This window comes from Companilactobacillus formosensis, from assembly GCF_005405305.1.
In the GTDB taxonomy this organism is placed as follows: domain Bacteria; phylum Bacillota; class Bacilli; order Lactobacillales; family Lactobacillaceae; genus Companilactobacillus; species Companilactobacillus formosensis.
Map to the genome: position 1 here is coordinate 431,971 of NZ_BJDU01000001.1, position 13,726 is coordinate 445,696.

Annotated in this window: 12 protein-coding genes and 1 CRISPR repeat array; of the genes, 10 read left to right on the plus strand and 2 right to left on the minus strand. The window is 35.3% G+C overall.

Features of this window, described 5'->3' with window-relative positions; all coding sequences use genetic code 11:
* The first annotated feature begins 15 nt into the window (after window positions 1–15).
* The 6 genes from cas1 (at window position 16) to FFM65_RS02180 (ending at window position 5,897) form a co-directional block, all read left to right on the plus strand.
* Window positions 16–924 carry a type II CRISPR-associated endonuclease Cas1 gene (cas1, locus tag FFM65_RS02155; RefSeq protein ID WP_119317417.1) on the plus strand — a complete coding sequence of 303 codons (909 nt, stop codon included), beginning with the start codon at window positions 16–18 and terminating at the stop codon, window positions 922–924.
* An 11-nt stretch (window positions 925–935) separates the two neighbouring features.
* On the plus strand, window positions 936–1,244 hold the full coding sequence (cas2, locus tag FFM65_RS02160) for a CRISPR-associated endonuclease Cas2 (protein WP_119317465.1): 309 nt from the start codon (window positions 936–938) through the stop codon (window positions 1,242–1,244).
* 2 nt (window positions 1,245–1,246) lie between these two features.
* Window positions 1,247–2,263, plus strand: a complete 1,017-nt coding sequence (gene csn2-St / locus FFM65_RS02165; protein ID WP_162897878.1) for a CRISPR-associated protein Csn2-St — start codon at window positions 1,247–1,249, stop codon at window positions 2,261–2,263.
* A 27-nt stretch (window positions 2,264–2,290) separates the two neighbouring features.
* A CRISPR array of direct repeats spans window positions 2,291–3,246; the repeat unit is 36 nt; unit sequence GTTTTTGTACCTTAAAAGATTTTAAAAGAGTAAAAC.
* Window positions 3,247–3,424: 178 nt separating this feature from the next.
* Entirely contained in the window at window positions 3,425–3,691 is a 267-nt protein-coding gene (locus FFM65_RS02170; RefSeq protein WP_119317419.1) for an ACT domain-containing protein, read from the plus strand.
* Window positions 3,692–3,701: 10 nt separating this feature from the next.
* Window positions 3,702–5,045 (plus strand): PFL family protein, encoded by a 1,344-nt coding sequence (locus tag FFM65_RS02175; RefSeq protein WP_119317420.1) that lies wholly within the window; start codon window positions 3,702–3,704, stop codon window positions 5,043–5,045.
* 144 nt (window positions 5,046–5,189) lie between these two features.
* Entirely contained in the window at window positions 5,190–5,897 is a 708-nt protein-coding gene (locus FFM65_RS02180; RefSeq protein WP_119317421.1) for a hypothetical protein, read from the plus strand.
* 30 nt (window positions 5,898–5,927) lie between these two features.
* Here FFM65_RS02180 and FFM65_RS02185 read toward each other — a convergent pair whose 3' ends face one another.
* Together FFM65_RS02185 and FFM65_RS02190 are read right to left on the minus strand one after the other, a co-directional pair.
* Window positions 5,928–6,773: a DUF368 domain-containing protein gene (locus tag FFM65_RS02185; protein ID WP_119317422.1), complete on the minus strand. Its 846-nt coding sequence runs from the start codon at window positions 6,771–6,773 to the stop codon at window positions 5,928–5,930.
* Window positions 6,774–7,001: 228 nt separating this feature from the next.
* Entirely contained in the window at window positions 7,002–8,915 is a 1,914-nt protein-coding gene (locus tag FFM65_RS02190) for an ABC-F family ATP-binding cassette domain-containing protein (RefSeq protein WP_119317466.1), read from the minus strand.
* A 153-nt stretch (window positions 8,916–9,068) separates the two neighbouring features.
* On the opposite strand from FFM65_RS02190, the gene FFM65_RS02195 reads away from it, so the two are divergent.
* The 4 genes from FFM65_RS02195 to FFM65_RS02210 all read left to right on the plus strand — a co-directional run bounded on the left by FFM65_RS02195 (window position 9,069) and on the right by FFM65_RS02210 (window position 13,724).
* The gene (locus tag FFM65_RS02195) at window positions 9,069–10,238 is read left to right on the plus strand and encodes an RNA-guided endonuclease TnpB family protein (RefSeq protein ID WP_137610091.1); all 1,170 of its coding nucleotides are present in this window, start codon (window positions 9,069–9,071) and stop codon (window positions 10,236–10,238) included.
* A gap of 209 nt (window positions 10,239–10,447) precedes the next feature.
* Window positions 10,448–11,098, plus strand: coding sequence for a redox-sensing transcriptional repressor Rex (locus tag FFM65_RS02200; RefSeq protein ID WP_119317423.1), 651 nt, complete (start codon window positions 10,448–10,450; stop codon window positions 11,096–11,098).
* Window positions 11,099–11,118: 20 nt separating this feature from the next.
* Entirely contained in the window at window positions 11,119–12,087 is a 969-nt protein-coding gene (gene manA / locus FFM65_RS02205) for a mannose-6-phosphate isomerase, class I (protein WP_119317424.1), read from the plus strand.
* Window positions 12,088–12,443: 356 nt separating this feature from the next.
* The gene (locus FFM65_RS02210) at window positions 12,444–13,724 is read left to right on the plus strand and encodes a cation:dicarboxylate symporter family transporter (protein WP_119317425.1); all 1,281 of its coding nucleotides are present in this window, start codon (window positions 12,444–12,446) and stop codon (window positions 13,722–13,724) included.
* Window positions 13,725–13,726 lie beyond the last annotated feature (2 nt).

The following is a 13,726-nucleotide window of genomic DNA, read 5'->3' on the forward strand; positions in this document are numbered from 1 at the left end:
TTTGGAGGAATGTCTATGGCTTGGAGAATTGTTCATATCAAGGAAGGGGATGTTCTAAGACTTCGTTTAGATAATTTAGAAGTTTTGAAGCAAGATAATAAGGTCTTTATTCCACTGTCTGATATTACGATGGTGGTTTTAGAAGGCAATCGAACGATGTTATCGACTAAACTTATGTCACGAATGAGTCAAAATAATGTTGGACTAGTAATTTGTGATGATAAGTACTTGCCAGTAGGGATTTATTTGCCTTACGGACAGTATCATCATTATTCTAAACGAGTGATTAAGCAGTCTTCTTGGAGTGATGAACAAAAGGGAATCATTTGGCAAGAAGTTATTGGACAGAAAATGCACAATCAATTAGCTTTTGCTCAGTATAGTGGTGTTGAGACTGAGAGATTAGAGTTGATGGAAGATCTGATCAATGACTTACAAATTGGTGATACGACTAATCGTGAAGGTCATGTAGCTAAGGTTTACTTTGATTCTTTATATGGTAAAAGTTTCACTAGGGATGACGATTGTTTGATCAATGCGGCAATGAATTTTGGTTATGCAATACTTCGTTCTTGTATGGCTCGAATTGTAGTTGGCAATGGTTTGGTCACGATGCTTGGTATCTTTCATCGGAATGAGTTTAACAGTTTTAATTTAGTTGATGATTTGATGGAACCTTATCGACCGTTAATGGATTATTGGGTCAATAAGAATGTGCTTGATGATAAAGAATACTTGAGTTATGAATCGAGATTGAAAATTATTGAGTTTATGAATCAAAAGATAAAAATCAATAATAAGAAGATGACAATTGATAATTCAATGCAAGAGTACGTTCAGAGTTTCATCAGTGCTATTGATGAAACTGATCCTAGTTTAGTTATAAAGATTGGACTAAATAATTTTGTAGGAGAGGAAAGTTGAAATATCAAAATATGAGAATGTTGTGTATGTTTGATTTACCCGTTGATACTCCGCAAGAACGTCGTCAGTACCGTGTTTTCCGCAAAGAACTGTTAAGAAATGGCTTTACAATGTTGCAGTATTCAGTTTATTATCGTGCAGTTCAAAACCGCGCTGCTGGGAAAAAATATGAAACTGCCATTAAGAGATTTTTACCCGTACACGGTGAGGTGAGATTGATTTCAGTAAGTGAGAAGCAATTCAATGATATGCAAATTTTAGTCGGTTCCAGAAGTAAGCAGGAAACCTTAGTCGGCAGTAAGGAATTGGTGATTATATGATTTTGAATATTGAATTAGAAAACCAAAAGTTTCTGGAATTGGATTTTGAAGATGAAATTTATATCACCGGAGAAAATCGTCAAAAAATTTGGCAAGTTTTTCGTAGTTTATATTATTATTTCAATAAAGATCCGAAGTTGACGACCAATGTATATGGGGAAAATAGAATTGAAGTTACTTGCGATGATGAAGCTGTCTCAGTGAAAAATACTTTGCCATTCTTTATTCATAATCGAGAAAGCATCTACCAGCAAATGCTTTATAAAAAGGATACATTGCTATTTGATTTCTTGAATAGCTTTGAGAATGATTTAGAGATTGATCGCTCAATTGAACAATTGAATGATGAACTTTTGAAGATAGAAATCTTATTGCAGCGACAATTAGATAATTACTCTAATAATCTTCAAAGCGAGTTTCTGAATTTTTCTTATGCGGATTTACTTAAAGCCAAGTTATTTATGGGTTATAAGGAAAAAGGAATGGATTATCCATTGGAGTTTATGGATACAGAACTGCTATTAGATGAATTCTTGAACTTTTTGAAGTTTCGATTGGAAAATACTGGTCTGCCGGTTTGGTTGATATTTTATAATCTAGATAGTTTTATTAGTTCTAAAGATATTGAGCCTTTTTTGATTGAAGTTAAAAAGTTAGTAAGAGAATATGATTTGAAGCTAATTTATTTAGGAAATGATTTGAATAATGTGCCACTTGATGCTAGTGAAATAGATAATGTTGTAGTATCTACCAATGAATTTCATCAATTGCTACCAATCGATGAATTAATGAGATCAATTCAATTGTATTATCCAAATGAATTGCAGTTGTCAAAAGATGAAATTGCACATTCTTTAAAGAGGATTGTTCCCTTAATTGGAAGTACTGAAAAAGTTTTTATATCTAACCAAGATTTGGTATTATTAAAAGTAATGAATGAGATTTTAGGCTATGAGACGTCATATGATTTAAGAACTCAATCATTAACAGATGCAGAAACCAAATTTTTGGAAGATTAATTAACGGATTAAAATTTTGAGTTTGAGGTTTTTGTACCTTAAAAGATTTTAAAAGAGTAAAACTTATGCTAAGGCTAATTTAAGGTACTTTGAGTTTTTGTACCTTAAAAGATTTTAAAAGAGTAAAACCATAAAGCAATTTATTGACCACAGCAATGTGTTTTTGTACCTTAAAAGATTTTAAAAGAGTAAAACCGCCGCCCCGTTTCCTAGTGCTTTGATCATGTTTTTGTACCTTAAAAGATTTTAAAAGAGTAAAACTTATTTGAACCACCGTTAAAAAAACTGAATGTTTTTGTACCTTAAAAGATTTTAAAAGAGTAAAACCCCTTTTTAACGTCGTTCTTTGGTACCTCGGTTTTTGTACCTTAAAAGATTTTAAAAGAGTAAAACTGGGGGTCGTTTTGGGAATCATCTATTCAAGTTTTTGTACCTTAAAAGATTTTAAAAGAGTAAAACAAAGTGTATACGACCTGTCAACCGTGGCCGGTTTTTGTACCTTAAAAGATTTTAAAAGAGTAAAACTATCGTCAACAAGGAAGTTAAGAGATTGCTGTTTTTGTACCTTAAAAGATTTTAAAAGAGTAAAACATACTCACACAAAATTGAGCGGTGGCGGTCGTTTTTGTACCTTAAAAGATTTTAAAAGAGTAAAACCCAACGTAACACCGTCTGGAATAATATTTTGTTTTTGTACCTTAAAAGATTTTAAAAGAGTAAAACCCATTACTTCAATATTTTTTTGGTCAATTTGTTTTTGTACCTTAAAAGATTTTAAAAGAGTAAAACTTTTAAATGTATCGGTGGACTTGGCAGCCTGTTTTTGTACCTTAAAAGATTTTAAAAGAGTAAAACCATCTTTAATATCGATGTAAACACTCTCGTGTTTTTGTACCTTAAAAGATTTTAAAAGAGTAAACTAAGGATTCTTTTCTTGATACATATAGATTTCTGTACCTTAAAAGAATCCAAAACAGTAAAACTCCAAAAAGACTAGATCAGGTGGAATCTAGTCTTTTTATTTTGGAGAAAAAGTGTCATTAAATTTAATATTATTACATTTTCTCTAATTAAAATTAACTTTAACCATAAATACCTATTGCCCAAATTAATATTCTCGTTTATGATAGTCTCAAAACTTTCCAAGGAAGAGGGATCACTATGAAGGCAATTTTGACAGTAATTGGTCATGATCACGTTGGTATCGTGGCTAAAGTTTCAACTAAGTTGGCTGAATTGAACGTTAATATTATTGATATTTCGCAAACTTTGATGCACGAGAATTTTACAATGATGATGATGGTAACGCTTGATAATTCGACTCAATTCGACACAGTTCAACAAGAGTTGGCTAGTCTTGGTCAAGAAACCGGTTTGGATATTCGCATTCAACGTCAAGAAATTTTCGATGCGATTCAAAAACTTTAGGAGGTCAATGATGGAAACTAATTCGATTTTAGAAACAATCCAGATGGTCTCGGAAGAAAAGCTGGATATTAGAACAATCACCATGGGAATTTCTCTATTTGATTGTATCGACAGCGATGGTAAAAAAGCACGTCAAAAAATCTACAACAAATTGACTACGAAAGCCAAAGACTTGGTTAAAGTAGCTAATCAGATTCAAGCTGAATATGGCATTCCTATCGTTAACAAGCGTATTTCGGTAACACCAATTTCTTTGATTGCGGCTGCTTCTGATGATAAAGATTACGTTGAATTTGCCAAAACTATGGACAAGGCAGCAACGGATTTAGGTGTTGATTTGATTGGTGGTTTCTCAGCACTCGTTCAAAAAGGTTATCAATCTGGCGATATCAAATTGATCAACTCATTACCACAAGCTTTGACTGAAACTAGTCGTGTCTGTGGTTCCGTCAATGTCGGTTCAACTCGTTCTGGAATCAATTTGGATGCAGTTCAAAAAATGGGTACAGTTATCAAAGACCTTGCTAAAGTTGATCCAGTGAACTGTATGAGCTTAGTTGTCTTTGCTAATGCGGTGGAAGATAATCCATTTATGGCTGGAGCTTTCCACGGTGTAGGTGAAGCTGACTGTGTGATCAATGTTGGTATCAGTGGTCCTGGTGTTGTTAAGAACGCTTTGGAAAAAGTTAAAGGTCAACCAATCGATGTTGTTTCTGAAACTATTAAGAAGACGACTTTCAAAGTAACTAGAATGGGTCAATTCGTCGGTAACGTAGCTTCTAAGGCTTTAGGCGTACCATTCGGTATCGTAGACTTGTCTCTCGCACCAACGCCTAATGAAGGTGATTCTGTAGCTGAAATTCTTGAAGAAATCGGTTTGGAAAGTGTCGGAGCTCCTGGAACAACTGCCGCTTTAGCTTTGTTAAATGATGCGGTCAAAAAAGGTGGCGTCATGGCTTGCGAACACGTTGGTGGTTTGTCTGGTGCCTTCATCCCTGTTTCTGAAGATGCCGAAATGATTCGTGCCGTAACAGGTGGTCGTTTGAACATCGAAAAACTCGAAGCAATGACAGCTGTTTGTTCAGTTGGTTTGGATATGATTGCAATTCCTGGTGACACGACTGCTGAAACTATCAGTGGTATGATCGCTGACGAAGCTGCTATCGGTGTTATCAACAACAAAACGACGGCGGTAAGAATTATCCCGGCTACTGGCAAAAAAGTCGGTGATGAGGTTGAGTTTGGTGGTTTGTTTGGAAAAGCTCCTGTCATGGCAGTTAATACCAATTCACCAGCTGATTTCATTCATCGTGGTGGTCGAATTCCAGCACCAATTCATTCATTCAAAAACTAATTTAGAAAATATCGGTCTAGTTACCGGTATTTTTTTATTGCCATAGATATTTTTTTGGAACTATAATGCAATTGTAGAGAATTATTTAATCAAATCACTTAAAAAAAATCACTAAGTATGGTACAAAATAGGGGAGGTGTATTAATGAAAACTAAAACTAAAGTTTCATACGTAGTTTTAAAGTATGACGATCAAACTGATGGTATTTATATGAATTCCAGCAGTAAAATAACACCAGGCTTTGGGCTACCAGAGTATGAGTATCATAGCCCCAACAACTCTTTGGCAGATATTGCGGATGATTTGGCTCAACAACTGAATTTTCCTTACTACAAAATAGATGTAAGTCACGTTTTTGTGCCATTTTTGACCGTTTACAATGAAAAGAAAACTAAAATTTACCATTACGTTGCTGTGGTATTTGAATCTACACGCGATGAATTTTCATCCCGTCGTGACGAATCATGGCATCGAGTGAAGTTGGACCAAAAGACTCAAAAGTGGTCCTTGCCTTTTGGAAATGGTCTAATCGATTCAAATGACTACCAATTTAAAAATTATGCAAAGACTGACTATGCGGCTAATCCTGAATTGAACCCTGAGATTACTTTTTCAAATGTGATGCGTTACGTTGAACAAGAAACGTTAGATTTCCCAATTTTAGGCTTATTGTCAGGCGACAAGTTTACAATGAGACAAGTTTTGCATTATCAAGATTTATTGGGAATTGAAACTTTAAAAGCTGGCAATAACATGACTTTTGAACATCAATATTCACAATCAATCCAGACGATTCAAGACGACCGCATGACTACGTCTTATCGCATCAAAAAAGAGTACTTACAAAAATAACGCTGAGAAATTAATCTCAACGTTATTTTTTTACTTGTATTTTTCCTCTAAATTGCTCATCCACAGTGCTAGTAGACAGCCTAAGATGAAGAATCCGATACTTAAGATCCAGTCCAGACCAGTAACGCCAACGTAAGAAATACTCTCCGTCGAATAAGGACTTGGAATTAAAATCAAAACAGTACTTGCTAAAACGATTCCGAGAATGAAGTGATAAACCCGGGAATGATGATGTTTGATCAAACTTTCCATGGCTTTTGAGAAGGTCAAAATAGAAATGATTCCTCCAATAGCAATCGGAATGAAAACTAAGGGGTCAAAACTCTTGAAACCTTGTAGCATTGGCGTGTATAAACCTAGGATTATCAATAAGTTTGACGGACTCAATCCTGGCACCAAAACACCTAAAGCAATCAAAGCTCCAGCAATGATGAAACCAAAGAAGTTAGCTGGAATGGTTCCAAAGATTTCGCTCATGAAGAACAAGAACAACCCGCCACCGATAAACATTGAGAAGAACCAAATAATATCGATTTTGTCACGATTAGTTCGCGAGGTGGATTCTTTAATCAAAGTAGGTAACGTCCCGATAATAGTCCCAGCAAAGCCCCAAAGAACAATCATCTGATAATGAGCTAATAAGTATTCTAAAGGTTTCGAAAGGACCCCAATTCCGACGATACCACCGATACCAATTGGCAAGAAGTATACGAAGTCACGCTTGAAGTTTTGTCTGACGTGAGCCATGAAACTAAGCAATCTTTCATAAATTCCCATGATGGCAGCTAGTACACCACCAGAAACCCCCGGCAAAATAAATCCCAAAGCGATGATGACACCTTTGAAAAATCTAATTAAAAAATTATCTCGTTTTATTGTTAAGTACCTCGTTTTTTAATTTCGTTTAATCAAAGTTATCAAATTTCTGGGTAATAGGCAATAGAAATCGTTGGCTGAATGCTACCGACTAAATTTCACGTTCTATTTAGATGAATTGAATACATAAAAAAGAAGATATTACTATAATTGCAGCAATATACCACAATTCTAATAATACCTTCTATTAATTTTCTTTGGTATGGAGGACGGAAAATAAGCCACAAACTAACTATTAAAATCTTCCAATTCAATTGATTTGTTAGTCCATTCTTCCTCGATTTCATCTTGCTTAGCTTTGTTCTCATCGAGTTCTTTTTGTAAATCAGCTAACTTACTGTAAGAAGTTAAGTTTTCATCTTTAGTCATTTCTTTTTGAATGGCCGCATTCTTTTCTTCTAGTTCAGCAATTTGATTTTCTAAATCCTCAACTTGACGACGTAATTTACGTTCTTGTTTTTGTTGTTCTTTAGATTGTTGATACTCCATCTTCTTTTCACTAACCGAAGGAGTTGCTTTAGTTTCTTCAACAACAGGCGTGTCAGAAGTTTTTTCAACATAGTAATCGTAGTCACCAAGATAAATTTTACTGCCGTGTTCACCGATATCGACGATACGATTAGCTAAAGTATTCAAAAGGTAACGGTCGTGGGATACGAAAAGAACTGTTCCTGGGAATTCTTTTAGGGCGTCTTCAAGAACTTCCTTACTGTCAATATCCAAGTGGTTAGTAGGCTCATCCATGATCAAGAAGTTATCGTGTTCCATGGATAATTTGGTCAAAGTCAAACGAGCTTTTTCACCACCGGATAATCCAGCAACGGGTTTTAGAACGTCATCGCCACTGAACAAGAAAGCTCCTAACTTCTTACGGATAATTTGTTCATCAAGTCTAGGATAGAGATCCCAAATTTCGTGTAAGACATCTTTTTTAGGATCGAGTCCTTTTAAATTCTGATCGTAGTAACCGACTTGAACGTTAGCCCCAAATTGGGATGTTCCCTTGATCATTGGAATTTTTCCAAGAATCGATTTTAGAAAAGTTGATTTACCGATACCATTAGGTCCGATAATACCAACACGTTCTCCTTTTTTGACATCCAAATTGATGGGTTCAGACATGATGTGGTCATCGTAGCCAATGGCAGCATCTTTAACTAAGAGAACGTCATTACCACTTTCCTTGTCGATTTCAAATGAAAAGTGCACTGAACCTTGATCACTGCCAGGACGGTCCAAAACATCCATATGTTCGAGTTTCTTACGACGACTTTGAGCCATCTTAGTAGTTGAAGCACGGACAATATTTTTTTGGATGTATTCTTCGGTTCGTTTGATCTCAGCTTGTTGTTCTTCGTAATGTTTCCAAGCAACTTCTTGATTCTTTTTCTTTTCTTGCAAGTAGAAAGTATAGTTGCCAGAGTAATGAGTTGAAGAGTGTTGATTGATCTCGACGATTTCATTAACGACTTTGTCCAAGAAGTACTGATCGTGAGAAACGATTACTAATGCGCCTTTGTAGCCTTTAAGATAGTTTTCTAGCCATTCGACAGTGTTGATATCCAAATGGTTAGTCGGTTCATCCAATAGTAAAATATCGTGATGTTCCAAAAGCATTTTAGCCATCGCCAAACGTGATCTCTCACCACCAGATAGGGTCGAAATCTCATCTTGCCATACATCTTCGTCGAAGCCGAATCCTTTGAGGACACTTCTAATTTCGGATTGATAGCTATAGCCATTTTCTTGACGGAAAGTATTTTGGAGTTGGTCGTATTGTTTCAGAATATCGTCATAGTTGTCGACATTTGGATTGGCCAATTTTTCTTCCAAAGCGCGCATCTTTTTTTCCTGAGCTTTAAGGTAATCAAAGACGTGCTCCAATTCATCGAAAATTTTATTATCATTATTTAATCCCGAATCCTGAGCTAAGTAACCGATATTGGTATCTTTTTTGAGTGCAATATTGCCACTGTTATAACTCTCTTGTTCAGAAATGATTTTTAATAGGGTAGATTTACCTACACCATTGCGACCAACGAGGCCGATGCGACTATTGTCTTGAATTTCGAAACTGACATTTGAAAAAAGTTTCTTAGTTCCGAAATTTTTGGTAATGTTTTGTGCTTGTAATAAAATCAAGTTGATTGCTCCTTTATAAAAATCGCTAATTAAAAAAACACGGTAATTTATTGCGTGATGAAACAATGATTTATGCGATTTTAGATGTTTTTGCAAACGTACGTTCCCCTTGTGTGATATAATTACGATACCAAATCATGGGAGGGGGTTCATATGGTCTTAAAGGGTATTAAATTACGCATCTATCCAGATAGTTACCAGAAGGAACTGATTGAATATAACTTTGGTGCTAATCGTTTCGTTTGGAACAATATGCTAGACATGATGATCAAACGCCATGAAAATAATCCTGATTTGAAAGCTTTGAAAGCATTTGACTTGAATTACATTTTAACAACTTTCAAAAAAGAACACACTTGGTTAAAAAAAGCTGAAAGCACCAGTCTACAAGTTTCTAATAAAGATTTATTTGAAGATTATAAAGGATTCTTTAGTAAGAAACGTAAGTTCCCACGATTCAAAAGTAAGAAGTTTCCAAAGCAAAGCTATCAATCTAAATTTGTTAATAACAATGTTGAAATCATTGATGATTCTTATATCAAATTACCTAAACTTGGAGTAATGAAATATAAGAACAAAAAAGCTATCCCTAGTATCATCAAGTACGTGACTATACGTAAATCATCAACTAATAAATATTACGCCATTCTTACGGTTGATGAAGGTATTACTCAATTGCCAAAGACAAACAAGTCTGTCGGTCTTGATATGGGTGTTTCTGATTTAGTAATCTGTTCAGACGGAAGTAAGTATAAGACTATCCGATTTGATAAGAAAATTTCTAAAAAGAAACATTATTGGGAGAAACGATTAGCTAGAAGACGTACGCAAGCTCTAAAGGATATCCAGTATAAAAAGAAATTTGGATTGATTGATCCAAAACCTTTAGAACAATATTCGAACTATATGAGGGCAAAACTCATGGTAGCTAAGTATAGTGAGAAGATAGCTAATCAAAGAAAAGACTATCTCCATAAAATAACTCGTGAATTAGTTGAGAATAATGATTTGATTGTTATTGAAGATTTGAAAACCAAAAATCTTCTTGGTAATCATAAACTATCACGTGCCATCGCTAATCAATCATGGAGAGCATTAAGACTGATGCTTGAATACAAATGTGAATGGTACGGTAAGAAATTTCTGGTTGTTAATCCATTCAAAACTAGTCAAATCTGTTCTAATTGTGGTTACGATGATGGTAAACATGGGTTAGATATAAGAAAATGGGATTGTCCTAGTTGTGGTATTCATCATGATCGCGACATCAATGCAAGTAAAAATATATTAAATAATGGCTTGGAACAAGCCTTAGTAAAATAGTTCTAGCCTCTACCGACTAGTTGAAATACTAGTTGGCAAGCATGGAATGTTCCTAGAAGCTCGGTACTTTAGTGCCGATGTAGTTCACCTTATTCACAATTTTATCATTAATTAATAATTTATGTCTTTATAGGTTTAACGTGTTGCGTTTTTTGTGATTTTTATTTAGTATAAATGTTAGTGAAATGACACACATATGGTGGTAAATTATGACAAAAACAACAGTTCCAAACGCAACAATAAAGCGTTTACCAATTTATTATCGTTACTTCCAATTTCTCAAAGATGAGGGTACAAAAAAAATCTCCTCTGGTGAATTATCAGAAGGGGTTAAGATTGATAGTGCTACAATTAGACGTGACTTCTCATATCTAGGTGCACTTGGCAAGCGTGGTTATGGCTACGATGTAAACGATTTAGTAACATTCTTTAAGAAATTATTGAATCAAGACAAACGTACCAACGTCGCTTTAGTTGGGGTCGGTAATTTAGGTAACGCCTTACTAAATTATAACTTTTCTCGGACAAATAATGTTCGAATTGCGGCAGCTTTTGATATTAATAAAGAAATTGTCGGTACAGTTAAGAGTGGTGTTCCAGTTTACGATATTAGTGAACTAAAGGAACAACTTAACTTACAACAGATTGATGTCTGCATTTTGACAGTTTCTTCAAACGCTGCGCAAACAACAGCCGACTTGTTAGCTGATGCTGGAGTTCGTGGAATCTTGAACTTTACACCGGTCATCATCAACGTGCCAAGCAGTATTCGTGTGCATTATGTCGATTTGGCAAACGAATTGCAAACGTTGATTTTCTTCTTAGACCGTGATAAGTCAACGACTGAAGAAATAGAATAAATTTTTGGGGGAATTTTTTTATGAGTGAACCATTATTTTTAAAACCCGTCTTTCATGAGAAACTCTGGGGTGGAAGAAAACTAGAAACAGAATTTGGTTACAACATTCCTGATGGAACAATTGGTGAATGCTGGGCAATTTCTGGACATCCACATGGTAAAGAACAAGTCGTAAATGGTGAATTTGCTGGTCAAATCCTTGCAGATCTATGGAATGACCACAAAGAATTGTTTGGCAATCCTAAGGGTAAAGTATTTCCACTTTTAACTAAAATTTTGGATGCAAATGCTAGCCTATCAGTTCAAGTTCACCCTGACAATGAATATGCTGAAAAGCACGAACACGAACTAGGTAAAACAGAATGCTGGTACATTATCGATGCTGAACCAGGTTCATACTTGATTTACGGTCACAATGCTAAGAATAAGGCAGAGCTTGACCAAATGATCGAATCAGGCGATTGGAATCACTTATTAAGAAAAGTTCCTGTTAAGAAAGGTGAATTCTACTACGTACCAAGTGGTACAGTTCACGCCTTGAATAAAGGTATCATGGTCTTAGAAACACAACAAAGTAGTGATACAACTTATCGTTTGTACGATTATGACCGTGTTGACAAGACTACTGGTAAGAAACGTGATCTTCACATCAAACAATCAGAAGACACAATCACAGTACCTCACAAAGATCCAAAACTAGATATTCAATCTAAAGAAGTTGGCAAGAACAAGTTTACAACCTTCGTTCAACCACCAATTTCACCATTCTTCTCAGTTTATCACTGGGAAATCAAAGAACCAGTTCAATTGCACCACCAAATTGGTAAGTACACATTGATCTCAGTTCTAAACGGTGAAGGTAAGATTACTGCTGATGGTAAAGACTATGATTTAAAGAAGGGTACACACTTGATTGTCCCTGCAACAATTAACGAGTGGACTTTGTCTGGTGATTTGGATATCATCGCTTCAGAATCTGGCGAGGACTAAACTGCTGTCGTCCGTTCGGTCTTGGAAAATTGCTGGAACATAGTGATTTCTATCTTTGATATAAATTACTTCAGAAAATTAACAGAGGATATTATTGGAATTGTAGTGTATTGCTGCATTCTAATGATGTCCTTTTTTGCTTTATTTATGTAAAGAATAAAGAAATAAACCCGTATATTTTTTCTCAAAAAATCCAAAATTAAACTAAAACTAGAACATTAAACTACTATTAAAATAAAATAGTTCGTCCTTAAAATTAAAATGAAAAAACCTTTAATTTGGAATCGCTAACATTTTCCATTTTGATAAAAAGTCTTCTATAATTAAAAATAAGCTTACTTAAAGGGGACTTAAAATTGCAAAAGCAAAAGTTTTTCCGGATAAGCTTAGGTTGGCAAATCATCATTGGTTTGATCCTAGGTATTATCTTGGGGCAGTTATTCTATCAGAATAAGGCTGCCATTCAAGTCATGCAAAACATTGGTACGATGTTTATTTCCATGATTCAAATGATTGTTTTACCAATCGTTATATCTTGTTTGACCGTTGGTATTGCCAATATGGGTGATATTAAAAAACTTGGTCGAATCGGATTAAAAACTTTAATCTATTTCGAAATTATGACAACAATAGCGATTATTATTGGTATTATCGTCGCTAATGTTACTCATCCCGGTACCTTTATCGATATTCATAGTCTAAAAGGTTCGGATATTAGTCAATATACTGCGACCGCTAAAACAGCCAAACATTCGGGTATTTGGTCAATCTTGATGAGTATCATTCCAACTAATATCTTTGCCTCACTTGGAAAAGGCGATATGTTGCCAATTATCTTCTTCTCCGTATTGTTCGGATTGGGAACAGCTTCAATTGGTAAACAAGGTAAAATTATTGTTGATGTTTTAAACGCTGTGGCTAATGTTATGTTCAAAGTAACTAACTGGGTTATGCGTTTAGCTCCAATTGGTGTCTGTGCTTTGATCGGTGTTACAGTTGGTGAAATGGGCTTTAATTCTCTTAAACCACTGCTATTATTCATTGTGATTGCTTATGCAACAATGGCGTTTTTCGTCTTTGTCGTTATGGCAGCTGTAGGACATTTGTTCCACGTTAAATTTTATGAAATGTTCAGAATTATTGAAAATGAAGTTACTTTAGCTTTAACGACTGCTAGTTCGGAAGCAGCTTTACCTAAGATGATGGAAAAAATGCAAGATTATGGTTCTTCTAAGGGAATCGTTTCGTTCGTTATTCCAACAGGTTATACTTTTAACCTTGATGGTTCAGCCATTTATCAATCATTAGCTGCATTGTTCTTGGCTCAGGCTTACAACATCAATTTAACGCTTGGGCAACAAATTACCCTTGTAGTAGTATTGATGTTAACATCTAAGGGGATGGCCGGAGTGCCAGGTGCATCATTTGTCGTGCTACTAGCCACAGTTTCGACAATTGGTGTCCCAATGCAAGGTTTGACCTTCATTGCTGGTATTGACCGTCTCGTAGATATGGGACGTACTGCTGTTAACGTTGTTGGTAATTCACTAGCAACTGTTATCATTGCTAAGAGTGAGCATGAGTTCGATGAGGACAAGAGAGAGAAGTATGTCGCATCCTACAAGCGTGGAGACTAGAT

What these genes read in the sequence shown, in the direction of transcription:
- cas1 (WP_119317417.1), top strand. Translation starts at nt 16, where the DNA reads ATGGCTTGGAGAATTGTTCATATCAAGGAAGGGGATGTTCTAAGACTT.
- cas2 (WP_119317465.1), top strand. Translation starts at nt 936, where the DNA reads ATGAGAATGTTGTGTATGTTTGATTTACCCGTTGATACTCCGCAAGAA.
- FFM65_RS02170 (WP_119317419.1), top strand. Translation starts at nt 3,425, where the DNA reads ATGAAGGCAATTTTGACAGTAATTGGTCATGATCACGTTGGTATCGTG.
- FFM65_RS02175 (WP_119317420.1), top strand. Translation starts at nt 3,702, where the DNA reads ATGGAAACTAATTCGATTTTAGAAACAATCCAGATGGTCTCGGAAGAA.
- FFM65_RS02180 (WP_119317421.1), top strand. Translation starts at nt 5,190, where the DNA reads ATGAAAACTAAAACTAAAGTTTCATACGTAGTTTTAAAGTATGACGAT.
- FFM65_RS02195 (WP_137610091.1), top strand. Translation starts at nt 9,069, where the DNA reads ATGGTCTTAAAGGGTATTAAATTACGCATCTATCCAGATAGTTACCAG.
- FFM65_RS02200 (WP_119317423.1), top strand. Translation starts at nt 10,448, where the DNA reads ATGACAAAAACAACAGTTCCAAACGCAACAATAAAGCGTTTACCAATT.
- manA (WP_119317424.1), top strand. Translation starts at nt 11,119, where the DNA reads ATGAGTGAACCATTATTTTTAAAACCCGTCTTTCATGAGAAACTCTGG.